The organism is Ramlibacter sp., from assembly GCF_050250995.1.
Taxonomy (GTDB): Bacteria; Pseudomonadota; Gammaproteobacteria; order Burkholderiales; family Burkholderiaceae_C; genus Ramlibacter.
The window spans coordinates 12,801-30,593 of the sequence record NZ_JBFWNP010000027.1 but is presented as its reverse complement, the minus strand read 5'-3'; the positions used below and the strand labels follow the sequence as shown (position 1 = coordinate 30,593).

Sequence of the window (17,793 nt, the reverse complement as noted above, 5' to 3'; positions counted from 1 at the left end):
TGCCAACGGCACCGCGCGCGCTCAGTAACCGCGACCGGTGTCCACGATGCCGCCGATGGCTTCGCCGCGCTCGAACGCCACGATCTTGCGCGCGATCTGCGCCACGGTCTCCTCGCGCAGCGTGCGCGCCGAAGCGTGCGGCGTCATCACGATCTTCGGGTGATTCCAGAAGGGATGACCCTGGGGCAGCGGCTCCGTGCGGAACACGTCGAGCGTCGCGCCGGCAAGGTGCCCCTCGTCGAGCAAGGCCACCAGGTCCTCGTCGACCACGTGCGCACCGCGTGCGACGTTGACGAGATAGCCGCCGGGCCGCAGCTTCGACAGCGTCGCGCGCGACAGGATATTCTCGGTCTGCGGCGTGAGCGGCAGCAGGCACACGAGGATGCGTGTCGCGGCAAGGAATTCGTCGAGCTGGTCCGCGCCCCAATGGCAGCGGACGCCTTCGATCTCGTGCCGCGACCGGCTCCAGCCGGCGACGGGGAAGTCGAAGTGCGCCACGGCCTGCGCGACCCGCGACCCGAGGACGCCCAGGCCCATCACGCCAACGGGAAAATCGCTGCGCGCCAGCGGCTTCCTGAAGCTCCAGCGGCCTTGTTCCATCTCGCGCTCGTAGAAGTCGATATCGCGGAAGTGGCGGATCACGGCCTGGCAGACGTACTCCGCCATCTGCGTCGCCATGCCCGCGTCTTCCAGTCGCACGAGCACCGCCTGCGGCGGCAGCTTCAGGTGCAGGAAAGCGTCGACGCCCGCGCCCATGTTGAACACGCCGCGCAGGCGCGGCTGTTCGTCGAACAGTTGCTGCGGCGGCCCCCACAGCACCGCGTGGTCCGCAGGGGCCGCGCCGGGATGCCACGCCTCGATCTCCGCACCCGGCAGCGCGGCCTGCAAGGCCGCGATCCAGGGCGCGGACTTGTTGTGATTGCCGTAGAAGATGATCCGCATCGCGCTCGCGCCCCGCTCAGGACAGTTTCAGCAATTCGGCGCCCTCGGCCACCTGGTCGCCGGGCGCATACAGCAGTTCGGCCACCGTGCCATCGGCCGGCGAGGCGATGGTGTGCTCCATCTTCATTGCCTCCATCACGGCGAGCGCCTGGCCCTTGCTCACCGTGTCGCCGGCCTTCACGGCGAACGAGAGCACCTTGCCCGGCATGGGCGCGGTGAGCCGGCCCCCTTCGGCCTGCGCCTCGCCGGCATGCGCGAGCAGGTCGAGCGACACGATCTGCGTCGCGCCGCGCGCGAGGAACACATGATCGGTTTCGCCGATCGCATGCACGTGCGCGGTTTCGCGCTCGCCCGCGTAGTGCAGCTCGATCGCGTCGCCCTGCGCCGCGAAGGCAAGCGGCGCCGCGACCTCGCCGACGCGCAGGTGCAAGGCGCCGTCGTGCAGGTAGGTGAGCTCCGCCTTCTCGTGCGCGCCGTTGAAGTCGAACTCGAATCGTCGCGTGAACGCGCCGTGCGAGCGCCAGCCGTCGCGGCGGCTGAACGGATCGGGCGTTTCCAGCGTCCTCTCCTCGAGCAGCGTGGACGCGACGGCCGCGGCGGCGGCGAGCGGCAGGCCCACGGGCTCCTGGTGGAACAGCACAGCCTGCTCGCGCGGGATCAAGGCGGTGTCGAGATCGGCCTGAGAGAACGAGCGGCTCCTCACGACGTGCCGCAGGAACTGCACGTTGGTCGCCAGGCCCACGATGCGCGTCTGCGCGAGCGCCTCGTCGAGCCGCGCCAGCGCCTGTTCGCGCGTCTTGCCGTGCACGATCAGCTTGGCGATCATCGAGTCGTAGAAGGGCGAGATCTCGTCGCCCTCGCGCACGCCGTCGTCGATGCGCACCGCCGAACGCTGGAACGCCGCGCAGGGCGGCTTGCGGTACACGCGCAGCGTGCCGGTCGCCGGCAGGAAGTTGTTGTCCGGGTTCTCGGCGCAGATGCGCGCCTCGATCGCATGGCCGACGATCTTCAGCTCGTCCTGCTTCATCGGCAGCGGCTCGCCCGCCGCGACGCGCAACTGCCATTCGACGAGATCGAGTCCGGTGATCGCCTCCGTCACCGGATGCTCAACCTGGAGCCGCGTGTTCATCTCCATGAAGAAGAAGTCCATGCCGGCGGCACGCTGCTCGACGATGAATTCCACCGTGCCGGCACCCACGTAGTTCACGGCACGCGCAGCGGCCACCGCAGCCTCGCCCATCTGCTTGCGCATCGCCTCGGTCATGCCCGGCGCGGGCGCCTCCTCCAGCACCTTCTGGTGGCGGCGCTGCACCGAGCAGTCGCGCTCGAACAGGTAGACGCAGTTGCCCTGCGTGTCGCCGAACACCTGGATCTCGATGTGCCGCGGCCGCTGCACGTACTTCTCGATCAGCACCGCGTCGTCGCCGAAGCTGTTGGCGGCCTCGCGCTTGCACGAGGCGAGCGCCGCATCGAAGTCCTCCTCGCGCTCGACGGCGCGCATGCCCTTGCCGCCGCCGCCCGCGCTCGCCTTGATGAGCACCGGGTAGCCGATGCGCGCGGCCTCGCCCTTCAGCAGCGCCAGGTCCTGGTCCGAGCCGTGATAGCCCGGCACGAGCGGCACGCCGGCCTTCTCCATCAACTGCTTCGACTCGGCCTTCAGGCCCATCGCCTGGATGGCGGAGGCGGGAGGGCCGATGAAGACGAGGCCGGCTTGCGCGCACGCCTGCGCGAACTGCTCGTTCTCCGAGAGGAAGCCGTAGCCGGGATGGATCGCCTCGGCGCCCGTGGCCTTCGCGGCCTCGATGATCGCCTCCCAGCGCAGATAGCTGTCGCGCGGCGCGCTGCCGCCAATGTGAACGGCCTCGTCGCAGGCCTGCACGTGCTTGGCGCGCGCGTCGGCGTCGGAGTACACGGCGACGGTGCGGATCGCGAGGCGGCGCGCGGTGGCAGCGACACGGCATGCGATTTCTCCGCGGTTGGCAATGAGAATCTTGTGGAACATGGAAGCCTCAGTACGGGCGCGGCGCGGTGCGGCCGTGCATGAATTCGGAAATGGCGTTCGCCACTTTGCGCAGGAACTTCACGAGCAGCACCAGCAGAAGCACCGACACGGCGAGGGTGACGGCGAGCGCGAGCGCGAAGAGAAGCGGATGCGTGGCCGCGAGCCACAGCATGAAGACCACGAAGCCGTCCTCGAACAGCGAGACGAGCACGTTGCTGAAGGGCTCCGGCGAAGTGTTGACCGCCGCGCGCGTGGTCATCTTGGTCGCGTGGCTTGTCGCAGCGAGCGTGCCGCCCAGCAGCGCGGCGATCCAGGTCATGGCCTGCCCGTCGGCGCCGAGTGCGGCGCCGGCCAGGGCGGCGCCGGCGGGGATGCGAACGAGCGTATGCAGCGTGTCCCACACCGAATCGATCCACGGGATCTTGTCGGCGAAGAACTCCACGGCGAACATGAAGCCGCTCGCCACCAACACGCCGGGATGCTGAAGCACGTGCAAGCCGGACGGCAGGTCGACCCAGCCCAGAAAGCCCGCCGCGCCGACGAGGAAGACCGCCGCATAGAGCCGCACGCCGCTCGCCCAGCCGAGCGCGGCGGCCAGCGCAAGCAGCTGCGGCGCATCGAGAAGGTGGGCGACCGCGTCCATGCCCTGCATCACATGCGGAAGACGCCGAACTTCGTTTCGCGGATCGGCGCGTTGAGACTTGCGGAGAGGCCGAGCGCGAGCACGCGGCGCGTGTCGGCGGGATCGATCACGCCGTCGTCCCACAGGCGCGCGGTGGCGTAGTACGGATGGCCCTGCACTTCGTACTGCTGGCGGATCGGCGACTTGAAGGCTTCTTCCTCTTCCTTGCCCCACTGGCCGCCGCGGCCTTCGATGCCGTCGCGCTTCACGGTCGCGAGCACGCTCGCGGCCTGCTCGCCGCCCATGACGCTGATGCGCGCGTTCGGCCACATCCACAGGAAGCGCGGCGAATACGCGCGGCCGCACATGCCGTAGTTGCCGGCGCCGAAACTGCCGCCGATGATGAGCGTGAACTTCGGCACCTGCGCGCACGCCACCGCCGTGACCATCTTCGCGCCATTGCGCGCGATGCCTTCGTTCTCGTACTTCCGCCCGACCATGAAGCCGGTGATGTTCTGCAGGAAGACGAGCGGGACCTTGCGCTGGCAGCACAGCTCGATGAAGTGCGTCCCCTTGAGCGCGCTCTCGGAGAACAGGATGCCGTTGTTGGCGACGATGCCCACCGGCATGCCTTCGATGTGCGCGAAGCCGCACACGAGCGTCGTGCCGTAGCGCGACTTGAATTCGTCGAACGCGCTGTCGTCGACGATGCGCGCGATGATCTCGCGCACGTCGAAGGGCTTGCGCGTGTCCGCGGGGATCACGCCGTAGAGCTCGGCCGCGTCGAAGCGCGGCGGCCGCGGCTCGCGCAGCGCGGTCGTGACCGTCTTCCTCGCGTTCAGGTTCGCCACCGCCTGCCGCGCGAGCGAAAGTGCATGCAGGTCGTTCTGCGCGAGGTGGTCCGCCACGCCCGATAGGCGCGTGTGGACGTCGCCGCCGCCCAGGTCCTCGGCGGTCACGATCTCGCCGGTCGCGGCCTTCACGAGCGGCGGGCCGCCCAGGAAGATCGTGCCCTGGTTCTTCACGATGATCGCCTCGTCGCTCATCGCCGGCACGTACGCGCCGCCGGCCGTGCAGGAACCCATCACCACGGCGATCTGCGCGATGCCTTCGGCGCTGAGCGTGGCCTGGTTGTAGAAGATGCGGCCGAAGTGGTCGCGGTCGGGGAACACCTCGTCCTGGGTCGGCAGGTTCGCGCCGCCGGAGTCGACGAGGTAGACGCAGGGCAGGCGGTTCTCGCGCGCGATCTCCTGCGCGCGCAGGTGCTTCTTGACCGTGATCGGGTAGTAGCTGCCGCCCTTCACCGTCGCGTCGTTGCATACGATCATGCAGTCGACGCCGCTCACGCGGCCGATGCCGGCGACGAGGCCGGACGCGGGCGCATCGCCGTCGTACATGCCGTGCGCGGCGAGCGGCGAGAGTTCGAGGAAGGGCGTGCCCGGGTCCAGCAGCATGGCGACGCGGTCGCGAGGCAGCAGTTTGCCGCGCGCCGTGTGCTTGTCGCGCGCGGCCTGTCCGCCGCCCAGCGCGGCCTTCGCCACCTGCGCGTTCAGGTCGTCGACGACGGCGCGCATCGCGGCGGCGTTGGCCTGGAATTCGGCCGAGCGGGGATTGAGCTTCGATTCGAGTGTCGCCATGGCCTGCACCTTAGCGGAAGCCGGCCCGCGCCGCCACGGCTCGCGGTGCCGAACGAGTTGCAAATCGTGCCAACGTATTGCAGACTTGCGCCAATGTCCCGCGACGCCGCCGCCGTCACGCCGATGGCCTTCGCGCGGGCCATCGTCACTGCTTACGAGCGCGCCGGCCGGTCCCCGGCCGAAGCCCTGAAGCTGGCACGGATTGCGCCAGCCTCCCTGAACCGGCCGCAAACCCGGCTGACCGCGCGCGCGTTCGAGACGCTCTCGGCCGCGGCGATGCAGGAACTCGACGACGAGGCGCTGGGCGCGTTCGAGCGTCGCCTGCCCTGGGGCAGCTACGGCATGCTCGCGCGCGCCTCGCTCAGCTCGCCCACGCTCGGCGTCGCGCTGCAGCGCTGGTGCCGCCACCATGGCCTGCTCACGGGCAGCATTGCGCTGGGACTCGCCAGCGCCGACGGTCTGGCCTCGTTGTCGGTCCAGGAGCACGGGACCGCGAGCGGGGAGGTGCGCGAACTCAACCTCGCCTTCGTGCTGCGCAACGTGCATGGGCTCGCCTGCTGGTACATCGATTCGCGCATCGCGCTGCACGACGCGGACTTTCCCTTCCCCGCCCCCGCGCACGCCGATGCGTACCCGCACATGTTTCCGGGCGGCGAGGTCCGATTCGGTGCGCCGCTGGCGCGGATCCGCTTCGATGCGCGCTATCTGGCCCTGCCCCTGCGCCGCGACGAGCGGGCGCTGCGCCTCATGCTGCAGCGCGCGCTCTCGATCACCGTGCTGCAGTACCGGAAGGACCGCCTGCTGGTGGAGCAGGTGCGGCAGGCCCTGCACGCGCATCCCGACCGGTCGCGCAGCGCAACGGGTCTGGCATCGCTGCTGCACGTGTCGCCGCGCACGCTGCACCGGCAACTGAAGGAGGAAGGCGCCAGCCTGCAGGCGCTCAAGGACGACGTGCGGCGCGAGCGCGCGCAGGAACTGCTGCTGCGCAGCGGCAAGCCGCTCAAGCAGGTCGCAGCGCTCGTGGGCTTTCGCAACGAGAAAAGCTTCACGCGCGCCTTCCGCGCGTGGACGGGCCGGACGCCCGGCGCGTTTCGCGCCGCGGAGTGATGCCAGAATCCCGTTCCCATCGTCATCCTCGGTTGCCGCGAGAATAGGCCAATGCCTGCCGACACAGTCTCCTGGACGCTCATCCTCCTGAGTTTCGTCGCGACCTTCGTCGCCGCGCGCATCCTCGGGCGCCGCTGGCGCGAGCGGCGGCGCGAGCGCGAGGTGCAGGCCTCGCGCGCCAACGAAAGCCGGCAGGTGCGCCGGGCGCGCGAGCGCCAGAGGCGATGAAGCCATGACCGACGCCATCTGGTGGGCCTTGAGCGCCCTGCTCATCCTCGCGGGGCTCGCCGGCATCGTGCTGCCCGCGCTGCCGGGAACCTTCCTCGTGCTCGCCGGCATCATCGTGGGCGCCTGGATCGACGACTTCACGCGCGTCGGCGGACTCGCCCTCTTCTTCGTCGTCGTGCTGGCGGTGCTTGCGTGGGCGATGGATTTCGTCGCCGGGGTGCTGGGCGCGAAACGCGCTGGCGCGAGCCGCTACGCGCTGGTCGGCGCGGCGATCGGCACCGTCGCCGGCATCTTCATGGGCCTCGTGGGCGTGCTCTTCATGCCGCTGGTGGGCGCGGCCGTGGGCGAATTCATCGCCCGCCGCGACCAGGACCGCGCCGTGCGCGTGGGCCTTGCCACCTGGGTCGGCCTGATGGCGGGCATGCTGGCCAAGTTCGTCCTGGCCTTCGTGATGATCGGGATCTACGTCGTCGCGCTGGCGGTCTGAAGCGCCGTTTCGCCGACGCCCAGTCGGTCGAGCGCCGCCTCGAGCTGGCCCACCGTGCGGTCCACGTTGTGCCACTTCTCCAGCCCGAAGAGGCCGATGCGGAAGGTCTTGAAGTCGGGGCCTTCGTCGCACTGCAGGGGCACGCCAGCCGCGGTCTGCAGGCCCTCGTTCAGGAATTTCTTGCCGGACTGGATGTCGGGGTCGCTCGTGTAGCTCACCACGACGCCCGGCGCCTTGAAGCCTTCGGCCGCGACGCTCGCAAGGCCGCGCGACTCGAACAGCTCGCGCACGCGCCGGCCGAGCTCCTGCTGCTCGTCCTTCACGCGCGCGAAGCCGTAGGCCTGCGTTTCCTTCATCGTCTCGCGCAGTCGCGTGAGCGCATCGGTCGGCATGGTCGCGTGGTACATGTGGCCGCCGTTCTCGTAGGCCTCCATGATCTGCAGCCACTTCTTCAGGTCGCACGCGAAGCTGCTGCTGGTCGTGTCCTCGATCGCCTGGCGCGCGCGCTCGCTCAGCACCACCATCGCGCAGCAGGGCGAGCTGCTCCAGCCCTTCTGCGGCGCGGTGATCAGCACGTCGACCCCGACCGACTTCATGTCGACCCACATCGCGCCGGAGGCGATGCAATCGAGCACGAAGAGGCCGCCCACGTTGTGGACGGCGTCGGCCACGGCGCGCATGTAGTCGTCGGGCAGGATCATCCCGGAGGCGGTCTCGACGTGGGGCGCGAACACCACCGCCGGCTTCTTCTCGCGGATCGCCGCCGTGACGTCGCGCACCGACGCGGGCTCCCACGGCGCCGTCGGCCCGCTGCCGTCGGGGCGGGCCTTGAGGACCGTGGTCGACGCGGCGATGCGGCCCATGTCCAGGATCTGCGACCAGCGGTAGCTGAACCAGCCGTTGCGCAGGACGATGACGTCCTTGCCGCCGGCGAACTGGCGCGCGACCGCCTCCATGCCGAAGGTGCCGCTGCCCGGCACCAGCGCCGTGGCGTGGCCCTTGTACACGTCCTTCAGGATGGCGGAGATGTCGCGCATCACCCCCTGGAAGCTGCGCGACATGTGGTTGAGCGCGCGATCGGTGTAGACGACGGAGAACTCGAGGAGGCCCTCGGGGTCGACGGAGGAAAGCAGGCCGGGCATGGGACGTCTCGCTGGGCTGTCGATGAGAGTGGGCCAGCTTAGCACGCGCGTGGTTTCCGCCCGACGCTGCGGGATTTGCGCCCTTGCACCCGCGCGACTTCCGTCCTAGATTGCAATGTCAATCGAGGGAGCCGTTCTTGCCTTCGCCCACAGGTTCGAGCCTGGCCGCCTCCGCGCCTTCGACGGGGGATCTTGCGGTCGACGCCCTGCTCGCCGGCAACCGCTGGCGCGGCGCGGTCACGTACAGCTTTCCCGAAACGGATTCGGCGTTCTCCACGGCGATCTATGACTACGGACCAGTCAGCGGCGCGGGCGAGCCCTGGACGGGGTTCCGACCCCTGGGCGCCGCCGAGCGCGCCGCATTCGCGCAGGCCATGGCCGCCTGGTCGGTGGTCGCCAACATTTCCGTCACGCCGGTGGCCGACACGCGCACGGCCGTCGGCGACATCCGCGTGGCCTACTCGGGCCAGGTCACCGGCAACGTCGCGGGCTGGGCCTACGAGCCGGGCACGCCATCGGCGGCGGGCGACATCTGGCTGAACCTGGCGAGCCTCGGCCGTGTGCCGTGGACACCGGGCGGCGCGGCGTTCAAGTCCGTCCTCCACGAAATCGGCCATGCCCTCGGGCTGAAGCATCCCTTCGAGGAAGCGCCCGTGCTGCCGGCCGCGCAGGACTCGCTGGCCAACACGGTCATGAGCTACTCCGCGCTGCCGGGCGTGCCGGCATCGACCTTCAACTTCTACCCGACCACCCCGATGGTTCAAGACATCGCGGCGCTGCAGGCCCTCTACGGGCCGAACACCGGGTGGGCGACCGGCGCCGACACGTACGCCTTCGACGACAGCGCGTTCTGGTTCCAGACCCTCTGGGATGCGGGCGGCAACGACATGCTGCGCTATGACGGGATCGCCGAGGCGGAGATCGACCTGCGCGATGGCGCGGGCTCGTCGATCGGGCGCGACGTCGTGGCGCGGGGGGTGGGGACGACGCTGGCGATGCCCAACATCTGGATCGCGAAGGGCGCGCTGATCGAGAACGCCACCGGCGGCGCGGCTGCGGACACGCTCCAGGGCAACGACGCCGCCAACCGGCTCGAAGGGCGCGACGGCGACGACCGACTTTCCGGCGGCGCCGGCGTAGACGTCGCCGTCTTCAGCGCCGCCTTTCGCGACTACGACATTGCGCGGGTCGCGGCCACGGGCGGCTGGACCGTGGCGGACCGCGAGCGCGGCCGCGACGGCACCGACACGCTGGTCGGCATGGAGCGCGTTCGCTTCGCCGACGGCGAGTTCGCGCTCGATGCGGGTATCTGGGCCGCGCAGCTCACGAGCACCGAGACCCTTTCGCTGCTGGGCGCCTGGCGCGGCGCGCAGGGCGGGGCGCCGGCAGCGCTCGACTTCGGCGCTGCGGCCGCGGAGGTGCGTACGACAAACCTCTCCGCCTGGGCGGTCGGCATGGGCGCCCAGGCGCTGGCGGGCAATGCGGAGGCGGCCGCGAAAAAGGTCCTCGGCAACTTCGGGATTTCCGAAACCACGCTCGGGGGTGCCGCGCCTGCGGCCAGCTTCGCAGCCCTGGGCGAAGCGGTGGGCATGATCTTCGACGCCTTCGCGCCGGTGCGCGGGCAGGTGGTGCTGAACGTCGCGAACCTGCTGCGCGGGCTTGAGAGCGATTCCGTGTTCGGCGCCATCGCGCGCGGCTTCAATGCGCGCGTGAACGGCGACTACGCCGCGCTCGCCCCGGCCGCCGAGATGGGGTTCGTCTCGCTCGTCGGCCTGGCCTACGAGGCCTGAGGCGGCTTGCCGCCCGCCGGAGGGTCCGCAAAGACGGTCATGCCGCCGATCGCGTACCCGGTCGGCGCGCCGGGCCGGTCGCTCTTGCCGTTTTTTTGCACCTGCTTAGACACGACCACGCCCTGCTGGCAGGTGTACAACAGATCGCTCTCGAACGTGCTCTCGAAGCCGCGGTGGACATAGGCGAGCATGCGGCCCTGCGGGATACGCAGCACGCCGCTGAACCAGAACGCGAACACGGCCTGGTGCTCGTTCGGGAAGAGCGTGTGCAGCGTCGCCTCGGATCCATCGGCCAGGCGCGCCACGATGGCGTCGAGATACAGCCGCTGCTTCGAAAGGCGCCAGGTGCCGACGTAGCCGCGCTTCAGGGCGGAGGCCGGGCGGTGAAAACGCGGGCGCTCGGGCAGCGAGGCGAGGTAGGGCTCGAGCGGTTCGGCGCAGAGCGCGAGCTCGCGGCCATCGACGAAAAGGCGTTCGGCAAGCTGCGCGGTCATGAGGGAATGCGGCAATTCTCGCGTGCGCCGCGACATTCGAGGTAAATTCGCGCGGAGAAATCCGAAAGGAAGGGTCCCATGAGTCTGATGAAGGAATTCAGGACGTTCGCGGTCAAGGGCAACGTCGTCGATCTCGCGGTGGGCGTCATCATCGGCGCCGCCTTCGGCAAGATCGTCGACTCGGTCGTGAACGACCTCATCATGCCTGTTGTCGGCCGGATCTTCGGCGGGCTCGATTTCTCGAACCACTACATCCCGCTGGCGGGCCAGGCAACCGGGATGCCGCTGGTCGAGGCCAAGAAGGTCGGCGCGGTGCTCGCGTACGGCAACTTCATCACCGTGGCCGCGAACTTCGTGATCCTCGCGTTCATCATCTTCATGATGGTGCGGATGGTCAACAGGTTGCGCCACGAGGAGAAGGTCGAGCCCGATCCCGCGCCGGTCGCGCCGCCGGAGGACATCCAGCTGCTGCGGGAGATTCGCGATTCGCTGAAGGACTCGCGGGCCTGACGGGGACGGCAACCGCGCAGCGCACGTCGCTCACGAGCGCGTGCGCAGGTCGCCGTCCACGTAGAACCAGCGGCCGTCTTCCCGTACGAAGCGGCTGCGCTCGTGCAGGCGCACCGCGCGGCCGGCGATGCGGTAGCGCGCGATGAATTCGACTTCGGCGTGGGCCTCGTCGATGAGGGTCCGGTCGCGGACGTCGAGGCCGAGCCATTTCGTGGCGGGGTCGAATTCGAGTTCGGGCGGCCGCGTGCTTGCGTGCCACGTCGCCAGCAGATAAGCCCGCCTCTCGCGCACGAAGGCGGTGTAGCGCGATCGCATGAGCGACTCGGCATCCGGGGCGGGCGTGCCGTCGAAGTCGTCGACGAAGCGTCCGCAACAGGCGGCGAGTGCGCGTCCGCTGCCGCAGGGGCACGCGGCGGAGGGGACCGCCATCAAGCGCGCTTCTTGGCCGCCTGCCGCTGCTCCATCGTCTCGGTCGGCCCGCCTCGCTTCACCCATTCCGCGAAGCCGCCGTCGATGTGCGCGACGTTCTTCATGCCCATGTCCTGCAGCGTCTTGGCCGCGAGCGCGCTGCGCCAGCCGGCGCCGCAGAACAGCACGAACTCCTTGTCCTCGTCCGCGAAGATCTTCTTGTGATACGGCGACTCGGGATCGACCCAGAACTCCAGCATGCCGCGCGGCGCGTGGTAGCTCCCGGGCACCGTGCCTTCGGCCTGCAGTTCGCGCACGTCGCGGATGTCGACGATCTGCGTCTTCGCGTCGCCGACGCGCTGCTTCGCTTCGTCGACCGAATAGGTCTTCACCTGCGCCATCGCTTCGTCGACGAGTGCGCGAAAACCTCGGGTGATCGGCATGGGGTTCTCCTCGGTGTCAGGCCAGCGCCCGCTGGATGATGATCTTCTGGACGTCCGACGTGCCCTCGTAGATCTGGCACACGCGCACGTCGCGGTAGATGCGCTCGACGGGGAAGTCGCTCACGTAGCCGTAGCCGCCGAGCGTCTGGATCGCCGCGCTGCAGACCTGCTCGGCCATCTCGCTGGCGAACAGCTTCGCCATCGCGGCTTCCTTCAGGCACGGCCGCCCCGCATCGCGCAGGGACGCCGCATGCCAGATCAGCTGGCGCGCGGCCTCGATGCGCGTCGCGCAGTCGGCGAGCCGGAAACCCACCGCCTGATGGTCGATGATCGCGGTGCCGAAGCTCTCGCGCTCCTTCGCGTACTGCACGGCGACTTCGAACGCGCTGCGCGCCATGCCCACGCTCTGCGCGGCGATGCCGATGCGGCCGCCTTCGAGCGCGGACAAGGCGATCCTGTAGCCCTCGCCTTCCTCGCCGATGCGGTTTTCAACGGGAATGCGGCAGTTCTCGAACCGGATCTGCGCGGTGTCGCTCGAGCGCTGCCCGAGCTTCTCTTCGAGGCGTTCCACGACATAGCCCGGCGTGTCGGTGGGCACCAGGAACGCGCTCATGCCGCGCTTGCCCGCAACCTTGTCGGTGACGGCGATGACGATGGCCAGGTGGCCGTGCTTGCCGCTGGTGATGAACTGCTTCGCGCCGTCGATCACATACGCGTCGCCCTCGCGCCGCGCCGTCGTGCGCAGCGCCGACGCATCGCTGCCGGCGTGCGGCTCGGTCAGGCAGAACACGCCGAGCATCTCGCCCGTCGCGAGTCGCGTAAGCCACCGCTGCTTCTGCGCGTCGTTGCAGTAGCTCAGGAAGATCGCGTTGACGGGGCAGTTGGTGACGCTGATCGCGGTGCTGGTGCCGCCATCGCCCGCGGCGATTTCCTCCAGCACCAGCGCGAGCGTCAGGTAGTCGAGGCCGGCGCCGCCGAATTCCTCGGGCACGCAGATGCCGTAGGCGCCGAGTGCGGCGAGGCCCCGGTGCGCCTCGCGCGGAAAGTGGTGCTCGCGGTCCCATTTCGCCGCATGCGGCCACAACTGCTCGCGCGCGAAATCGCGCACGGCGTCGCGGATCATTTCCTGGTCGGAGGTCAGCAGCATGGGGATCACCAGCCGTCGAAACGGCGTCCGTCGTAGTCGAGGAACTGGCCGCGGTGCGCATCGGACAGGCCCGCGATGGCCTCGCGCATCGACGCCACGCTGCGCTCCACGGTCAGGGGCGCGCCCGCGCCGCCCATGTCCGTCCGCACCCAGCCGGGACTCATGGCGACGAGCGTCGCCGCGGGGTAGTCGTGCTGCGCGCTGGCCACCGCCATGTTGAGCGCCGACTTGCTGGCGCGGTACACCCAGCTGTAGCTGCTCTCCACGCCCGCGATGTGGCCCATCCGGCTGCTGATGAAGACGAATTTTCCCTTCGCCTCGGCCACGAGCGGCGCGACCTGCACCATCGCCTGCATCGCGCCCCACACGTTGGTGCGGATGACGCGGTCGAAGTCGTCCTGCGACGGCGCCTGCGTCGCGCCGCCGCGCGACATCACGCCCGCGACGAAGAGCGCGACGTCGATCGTCTCGCCATCGAGCTGCCAGCCGAGGCCGCTGATGCTCTTGGCGTCCTGCACGTCGATGCGCAGGGACTTCGCGCCGAGCGCCTCGATCCGCGCGAGACCCGCGTCATCGCGCGCGGTCGCGATGACCGCGTCTCCCGCCTCGCGGCACTGCCGGACGAATTCCAGCCCGATGCCGCGCGACGCGCCGATGACGAGGACGGTGCTCACAAAAGCTCGAGCGCGACGGCCGTGCCTTCGCCGCCGCCGATGCACAGCGTCGCGATGCCGCGCTTGCCGCCGCGCGCCTTGAGCGCATGCAACAGCGTGACCATGATGCGCGCGCCCGATGCGCCGATGGGGTGGCCCAGTGCGCAAGCGCCGCCGTTGACGTTCACGATGTCGTGCGACACCTTCAGTTCCTCCATGAGCGCCATCGGCACCACGGCGAAGGCTTCGTTCACCTCCCACAGGTCGACGTCCGACGCCTTCCACCCCGTCTTCGCGAGCAGCTTCTGCGTCGCGCCGACCGGCGCGGTGGTGAACCACTCCGGCTCCTGCGCATGCGTGGAATGGCCGACGATGCGCGCGATCGGCTTGGCGCCCAGGCGCTTCGCGGTGGACTCGGTCATCATCACCAGCGCCGCGGCGCCGTCGTTGATCGACGACGACGAAGCGGCCGTGATCGTGCCGTCCTTCTTGAAGGCCGGCTTGAGTTGCGGAATCTTGTCGAGCTTGACCTTGCCCGGACCTTCGTCGATGGTGATCGTGCGCTCGCCCGCGCGGTCCTTCACGGTGACCGCCGCGATTTCCGCCGCGAAGGCGCCGGACTCGGTCGCCTTCTTCGCGCGCGTGACCGAGGCGACCGCGAACGCATCCTGCGCCTCGCGCGAGAACCTGTACTTCGCCGCGCAGTCCTCGCCGAACGTGCCCATCGAGCGGCCGGCTTCGTACGCGTCCTCGAGGCCATCGAGCATCATGTGGTCGTACACCTTGTCGTGGCCCATGCGGTAGCCGCCGCGGCCCTTCAGCAGCAGGTAGGGCGCGTTGGTCATGCTCTCCATGCCGCCGGCCACCATGATCTCGTGCGTGCCGGCCAGCAGCATGTCGTGCGCGAACATCGCGGCCTTCATGCCCGAGCCGCACATCTTCGACAGGGTGACCGCGCCGGTGCTCTTGGGCAGCCCCGCCTTGAACAGCGCCTGCCGCGCGGGCGCCTGGCCCTGGCCGGCCATGAGGCAGTTGCCGAACAGGACTTCGCCGACGGAATCGCCGGGGATGCCGGCGCGCTCGACCGCCGCGCGGATCGCGACGCCGCCGAGGTCGTGCGCGGCGAGCGCGGCGAAGTCGCCCTGGAAGCCGCCCATGGGAGTGCGGGCGGCGCCGACGATGACGATGGATTCAGCCATGGTGTTCTCCTTCACAAAAATGATTCAGTTCGTTGCGGAAACCGGGCCGCGCTCGGCTTCCGCGACCCGGCAGATGTAGTCGCGAAACGCCGGATCCTCGCCGCGCAGCAGCGACGGCAGAGCGGCGTGGAAGTCCTCGCGCCGGCACCACTCGTGCATGTAGTCGTCCCAGCTGTTCCAGCGCCGCGCCTCGTCGTCGCCCATGTTCGGCTTGTAGGCGACGAGGTAGGCGCGCTCGAACAGCGACACGAGCATGTCGAAGATCACGAGGATGCGTTCGCACTGTTCGGGCGTGGGATCGGCCAGCGGCTCGGCCGAGCGCAAGCGCAGGTCGGGGTGCGCGAGCACGATGCGCAGGAAGTCGATGTAGGCGTCCGACAGCAGCTGGTAGGCCTCTTCGTCCTCGTTGTCGCGCTCCTTGCGCTGCTCCCACCAGAAGAACGCGATGGCGAAGGGCAGGCCGAGCGCGGTGACGACGAAGCTCGCCAGTTCCCAGGCCTCCCGGGCGGATTGCGAGATCATGATGCGTCCGCCGCCTGTTCCCTGCGCCGCAAGAAGCGCCTGTCGCGCTCGTACGGAAAGACGTCGTGGACGTGTCCGGCCTGGATGCGTTCCTTGTGCGCCTGCCAGAACGATGCGTCGAGCAGGTCGCCGTGGTGGCGCATGAAGACGTCCCTGACCGCCGGATTGCCGAGCAGGAAGGGGCCGAAGGTCTCGGGGAAGATGTCGTGCGGGCCGACCTTGTACCAGACCTCGCCGGACATCTCCTCTTCCTCGTTGCGCGCCTGCGGCACCTTGCGGAAGTTGCAGCTCGTGATGTATTCGATCTCGTCGTAGTCGTAGAACACGACCTTGCCGTTGCGCGTGACGCCGAAGTTCTTCCACAGCATGTCGCCGGGGAAGATGTTCGCGGCCACGAGATCCTTGATCGCGTTGCCGTACTCCACCACCGCCCGCTCGATCTGCTCGGTGGCGCCGGCATCGAAGGCTTCCTGCAGGTAGATGTTCAGCGGAATCATGCGCCGCTCGATGTAGAGGTGCTTGATGATGACTTCGTCGTGCCCGTCGCCGTCGCGGTCGGAGATCTCGAGCTGGCTCGGCGCGAACTTGCGGATCTCCTCGATCAGCTCCGGCTCGAACCGGTCGAGCGCGAAGGCGACTTCGCTGTACTCCAGCGTGTCGGCCATGCGGCCGACCCGGTCGTGCTGCTTCACCAGCAGGTACTTGCCCTTGATCTGCTCGCGCGTCGTGTCCTTCTGCGGCGGGTAGTAGTCCTTGATCAGCTTGAAGACGTAGGGGAACGACGGCAGGTCGAACACCAGCATGACCATGCCCTTGATGCCCGGCGCGATGCGGAACTTGTCGCTGCTGTGCCGCAGGTGATAGAGGAAGTCCCGGTAGAACAGGTTCTTGCCCTGCTTCGCGAGGCCGAGCGAGTTGTAGATCTCGTTGCGGGGCTTGCGCGGCATGAGCGACCGCAGGAATTGCACGTAGCCGCTGGGCACTTCCATCTCGACCATGAAATACGCACGGGCGAAGGAAAACAGGATCTGCAGGTCGTCCTCGCCGAACAGGCAGGCGTCGATCGACAGGGTCCCGGACCGGTTATGCAGGATCGGCAGCACGAAGGGCAGTTCGTTGAAGCCGTTGATCAGCTTGCCGACGACGTAGGCGCCCTTGTTGCGGAAGAACAGCGACGAGAGCACCTGGATCTGGAAATTCGCGCGCAGCTTCACGTTCGCGAGCCGGCCGCTCATCGCCTCGAGCACGAGGTGCGCGTCGCGGTCGAGGTCGGCGAAGGGCAGGCGCAGCTGGAAGTTGTCGATCATCCGCACGATGGTCTCGTGCAGCGTGTCGGCCGTCGGGTAGTAGGCCCTATAGGTCGGCAGCGCCGAGGGCTCGTCGTTCTCGATGTATTCCGTGCTCACCGCCGGCCGCACGAAGATGAAGTCGTTGTGGAAATAGGTGCGGTGCAGGATCTTGGTGGTGACCGAATTGAAGAAGGTTTCGGCCAGCTCGGGCTGGTGGTGGTCGATCAGCAGGCCGATGTAGTGAAGCTTCACCTGCTGCCACACCTCCATCGGCTGCTCGTCCGCCTTGAATTCCTTTTCGAGCCGCAGCACGGCCTCGTTGACCCGCAGGTCGTAGAACTCGATGCGCTCGCGCTGCGCGCGCTGCTGGCCGTGCCAGTCGGCCGTCTCGAAGCGGTGCTTCGCGCGGCCGGACTCGGTGCGGAAGAGGCGGTAGTGGCGATTGAAGCCGTCGAGCATCGCCTTCGCGATGTCGTAGGCATGCGGCGAGTCGAGGCGCTGGGGAAACATCGAAACCTAGGCGTGGGAGGCGATGACGCCCTCGACGGCTGCACGGTAGGCGGGCTCGATCGCATCGTGGCTCGCGACCGTCATGTGCAGGTCCTGCAGCAGCCCGTCGTGAACGCCGAACGCCCAGCCGTGGATCGTGACCTTCTGGCCCTTGGCCCAGGCGTCGGTCATGACGGTGCTGACGCACACGTTGACCACCTGCTCGATCACGTTCAGGTCGACCAGCGCGTCGCCGCGCTTTTCGGGCGCGACGTTGTCGAGCAGGCCGCGGTGCCGGTCGCGCACATCCTGGATGTGGCGGATCCAGTTGTCGGCCAGGCCGATGCGGTGGCCGTGCAAGGCGGCGAGCACGCCGCCGCAGCCGTAGTGGCCCACCACCATGATGTGCTGCACCCGCAGCATGTCCACGGCGAACTGGATGGCGGAAAGCGCATTCAGGTCGGAGTGGACGACGATGTTCGCCACGTTGCGATGGACGAAGACCTCGCCGGGCTCCAGCCCCGTGATCTGGTTGGCGGGCACGCGCGAGTCGCTGCAGCCGATCCACATGAACTGGGGCTTCTGCTGCTTCGTGAGCCCCGTGAAGAAGCCCGGCCGGGTCGCTTCCATCTCCGCGGCCCAGGCGCGGTTGTGGGCGAAGAGTTCCTGAATGTCTGGCATC

At 68.7% G+C, this 17,793-nt stretch carries 19 protein-coding genes; 5 read left to right on the top strand and 14 right to left on the bottom strand.

Going from position 1 to position 17,793, the window contains the following annotated elements; genetic code table 11:
* Positions 1-21 precede the first annotated feature (21 nt).
* From AB7E83_RS17140 to AB7E83_RS17125, 4 genes are read right to left on the bottom strand one after another with little or no spacing between them, the layout of a single operon-like run.
* Complete coding sequence (locus tag AB7E83_RS17140) at positions 22-942, bottom strand: 2-hydroxyacid dehydrogenase (protein WP_428571580.1); 921 nt, start codon at positions 940-942, stop codon at positions 22-24.
* A gap of 16 nt (positions 943-958) precedes the next feature.
* On the bottom strand, positions 959-2,944 hold the full coding sequence (locus AB7E83_RS17135; RefSeq protein ID WP_428571578.1) for an acetyl/propionyl/methylcrotonyl-CoA carboxylase subunit alpha: 1,986 nt from the start codon (positions 2,942-2,944) through the stop codon (positions 959-961).
* A 7-nt stretch (positions 2,945-2,951) separates the two neighbouring features.
* The gene (locus tag AB7E83_RS17130) at positions 2,952-3,587 is read right to left on the bottom strand and encodes a DUF4126 domain-containing protein (protein ID WP_428571576.1); all 636 of its coding nucleotides are present in this window, start codon (positions 3,585-3,587) and stop codon (positions 2,952-2,954) included.
* An 8-nt stretch (positions 3,588-3,595) separates the two neighbouring features.
* Positions 3,596-5,203, bottom strand: a complete 1,608-nt coding sequence (locus tag AB7E83_RS17125) for a carboxyl transferase domain-containing protein (RefSeq protein WP_428571574.1) — start codon at positions 5,201-5,203, stop codon at positions 3,596-3,598.
* A gap of 93 nt (positions 5,204-5,296) precedes the next feature.
* On the opposite strand from AB7E83_RS17125, the gene AB7E83_RS17120 reads away from it, so the two are divergent.
* The 3 genes from AB7E83_RS17120 to AB7E83_RS17110 are packed head-to-tail and all read left to right on the top strand — an operon-like array spanning position 5,297 to position 7,025.
* Positions 5,297-6,310 (top strand): AraC family transcriptional regulator, encoded by a 1,014-nt coding sequence (locus AB7E83_RS17120; RefSeq protein WP_428571572.1) that lies wholly within the window; start codon positions 5,297-5,299, stop codon positions 6,308-6,310.
* 51 nt (positions 6,311-6,361) lie between these two features.
* Positions 6,362-6,538: a hypothetical protein gene (locus tag AB7E83_RS17115; protein WP_428571570.1), complete on the top strand. Its 177-nt coding sequence runs from the start codon at positions 6,362-6,364 to the stop codon at positions 6,536-6,538.
* 4 nt (positions 6,539-6,542) lie between these two features.
* A complete protein-coding gene (locus AB7E83_RS17110) occupies positions 6,543-7,025 on the top strand; it encodes a DUF456 domain-containing protein (RefSeq protein ID WP_428571568.1) in 483 nt (160 codons plus the stop codon).
* Here AB7E83_RS17110 and AB7E83_RS17105 read toward each other — a convergent pair.
* Entirely contained in the window at positions 7,001-8,167 is a 1,167-nt protein-coding gene (locus AB7E83_RS17105; protein ID WP_428571566.1) for an aminotransferase class V-fold PLP-dependent enzyme, read from the bottom strand. The genes AB7E83_RS17110 and AB7E83_RS17105 overlap by 25 nt on opposite strands.
* A gap of 137 nt (positions 8,168-8,304) precedes the next feature.
* Between AB7E83_RS17105 and AB7E83_RS17100 the strand changes: the two genes are divergently transcribed.
* A complete protein-coding gene (locus AB7E83_RS17100) occupies positions 8,305-9,957 on the top strand; it encodes a M10 family metallopeptidase (RefSeq protein WP_428571564.1) in 1,653 nt (550 codons plus the stop codon).
* Here the strand turns inward: AB7E83_RS17100 and AB7E83_RS17095 are convergent.
* Entirely contained in the window at positions 9,945-10,451 is a 507-nt protein-coding gene (locus AB7E83_RS17095) for a hypothetical protein (protein ID WP_428571563.1), read from the bottom strand. The genes AB7E83_RS17100 and AB7E83_RS17095 overlap by 13 nt on opposite strands.
* 78 nt (positions 10,452-10,529) lie before the next feature.
* Here AB7E83_RS17095 and mscL point away from each other — a divergent pair, with 78 nt between their 5' ends.
* A complete protein-coding gene (mscL, locus tag AB7E83_RS17090) occupies positions 10,530-10,961 on the top strand; it encodes a large conductance mechanosensitive channel protein MscL (protein WP_428571561.1) in 432 nt (143 codons plus the stop codon).
* Between the two features lie 30 nt (positions 10,962-10,991).
* On the opposite strand, the gene AB7E83_RS17085 is transcribed toward mscL, so the two are convergent.
* From AB7E83_RS17085 to can, 8 genes are read right to left on the bottom strand one after another with little or no spacing between them, the layout of a single operon-like run.
* Positions 10,992-11,390, bottom strand: a complete 399-nt coding sequence (locus AB7E83_RS17085; RefSeq protein ID WP_428571559.1) for a YchJ family protein — start codon at positions 11,388-11,390, stop codon at positions 10,992-10,994.
* On the bottom strand, positions 11,390-11,812 hold the full coding sequence (locus tag AB7E83_RS17080) for a rhodanese-like domain-containing protein (protein WP_428571557.1): 423 nt from the start codon (positions 11,810-11,812) through the stop codon (positions 11,390-11,392). The genes AB7E83_RS17085 and AB7E83_RS17080 overlap by 1 nt, the downstream gene beginning before the upstream one ends.
* Positions 11,813-11,828: 16 nt before the next feature.
* Positions 11,829-12,959 carry an acyl-CoA dehydrogenase family protein gene (locus AB7E83_RS17075; RefSeq protein ID WP_428571555.1) on the bottom strand — a complete coding sequence of 377 codons (1,131 nt, stop codon included), beginning with the start codon at positions 12,957-12,959 and terminating at the stop codon, positions 11,829-11,831.
* Between the two features lie 5 nt (positions 12,960-12,964).
* Complete coding sequence (locus AB7E83_RS17070; RefSeq protein WP_428571553.1) at positions 12,965-13,633, bottom strand: SDR family oxidoreductase; 669 nt, start codon at positions 13,631-13,633, stop codon at positions 12,965-12,967.
* On the bottom strand, positions 13,630-14,811 hold the full coding sequence (locus AB7E83_RS17065) for an acetyl-CoA C-acyltransferase (protein ID WP_428571551.1): 1,182 nt from the start codon (positions 14,809-14,811) through the stop codon (positions 13,630-13,632). Before AB7E83_RS17065 ends, AB7E83_RS17070 begins: the two co-directional genes overlap by 4 nt.
* A 24-nt stretch (positions 14,812-14,835) precedes the next feature.
* A complete protein-coding gene (locus tag AB7E83_RS17060) occupies positions 14,836-15,333 on the bottom strand; it encodes a hypothetical protein (protein ID WP_428571550.1) in 498 nt (165 codons plus the stop codon).
* Positions 15,330-17,132 carry a bifunctional isocitrate dehydrogenase kinase/phosphatase gene (gene aceK, locus AB7E83_RS17055; protein WP_428571548.1) on the bottom strand — a complete coding sequence of 601 codons (1,803 nt, stop codon included), beginning with the start codon at positions 17,130-17,132 and terminating at the stop codon, positions 15,330-15,332. Before aceK ends, AB7E83_RS17060 begins: the two co-directional genes overlap by 4 nt.
* A 6-nt stretch (positions 17,133-17,138) precedes the next feature.
* A complete protein-coding gene (can, locus tag AB7E83_RS17050; protein WP_428571546.1) occupies positions 17,139-17,792 on the bottom strand; it encodes a carbonate dehydratase in 654 nt (217 codons plus the stop codon).
* Position 17,793 lies beyond the last annotated feature (1 nt).

Bases quoted from the DNA above. Each gene is read 5' to 3' on its own strand.
- AB7E83_RS17140 (WP_428571580.1), bottom strand. From the start codon at position 942: ATGCGGATCATCTTCTACGGCAATCACAACAAGTCCGCGCCCTGGATC.
- AB7E83_RS17135 (WP_428571578.1), bottom strand. From the start codon at position 2,944: ATGTTCCACAAGATTCTCATTGCCAACCGCGGAGAAATCGCATGCCGT.
- AB7E83_RS17130 (WP_428571576.1), bottom strand. From the start codon at position 3,587: ATGGACGCGGTCGCCCACCTTCTCGATGCGCCGCAGCTGCTTGCGCTG.
- AB7E83_RS17125 (WP_428571574.1), bottom strand. From the start codon at position 5,203: ATGGCGACACTCGAATCGAAGCTCAATCCCCGCTCGGCCGAATTCCAG.
- AB7E83_RS17120 (WP_428571572.1), top strand. From the start codon at position 5,297: ATGTCCCGCGACGCCGCCGCCGTCACGCCGATGGCCTTCGCGCGGGCC.
- AB7E83_RS17115 (WP_428571570.1), top strand. From the start codon at position 6,362: ATGCCTGCCGACACAGTCTCCTGGACGCTCATCCTCCTGAGTTTCGTC.
- AB7E83_RS17110 (WP_428571568.1), top strand. From the start codon at position 6,543: ATGACCGACGCCATCTGGTGGGCCTTGAGCGCCCTGCTCATCCTCGCG.
- AB7E83_RS17105 (WP_428571566.1), bottom strand. From the start codon at position 8,167: ATGCCCGGCCTGCTTTCCTCCGTCGACCCCGAGGGCCTCCTCGAGTTC.
- AB7E83_RS17095 (WP_428571563.1), bottom strand. From the start codon at position 10,451: ATGACCGCGCAGCTTGCCGAACGCCTTTTCGTCGATGGCCGCGAGCTC.
- mscL (WP_428571561.1), top strand. From the start codon at position 10,530: ATGAGTCTGATGAAGGAATTCAGGACGTTCGCGGTCAAGGGCAACGTC.
- AB7E83_RS17085 (WP_428571559.1), bottom strand. From the start codon at position 11,390: ATGGCGGTCCCCTCCGCCGCGTGCCCCTGCGGCAGCGGACGCGCACTC.
- AB7E83_RS17080 (WP_428571557.1), bottom strand. From the start codon at position 11,812: ATGCCGATCACCCGAGGTTTTCGCGCACTCGTCGACGAAGCGATGGCG.
- AB7E83_RS17075 (WP_428571555.1), bottom strand. From the start codon at position 12,959: ATGCTGCTGACCTCCGACCAGGAAATGATCCGCGACGCCGTGCGCGAT.
- AB7E83_RS17065 (WP_428571551.1), bottom strand. From the start codon at position 14,811: ATGGCTGAATCCATCGTCATCGTCGGCGCCGCCCGCACTCCCATGGGC.
- AB7E83_RS17060 (WP_428571550.1), bottom strand. From the start codon at position 15,333: ATGATCTCGCAATCCGCCCGGGAGGCCTGGGAACTGGCGAGCTTCGTC.
- aceK (WP_428571548.1), bottom strand. From the start codon at position 17,132: ATGTTTCCCCAGCGCCTCGACTCGCCGCATGCCTACGACATCGCGAAG.
- can (WP_428571546.1), bottom strand. From the start codon at position 17,792: ATGCCAGACATTCAGGAACTCTTCGCCCACAACCGCGCCTGGGCCGCG.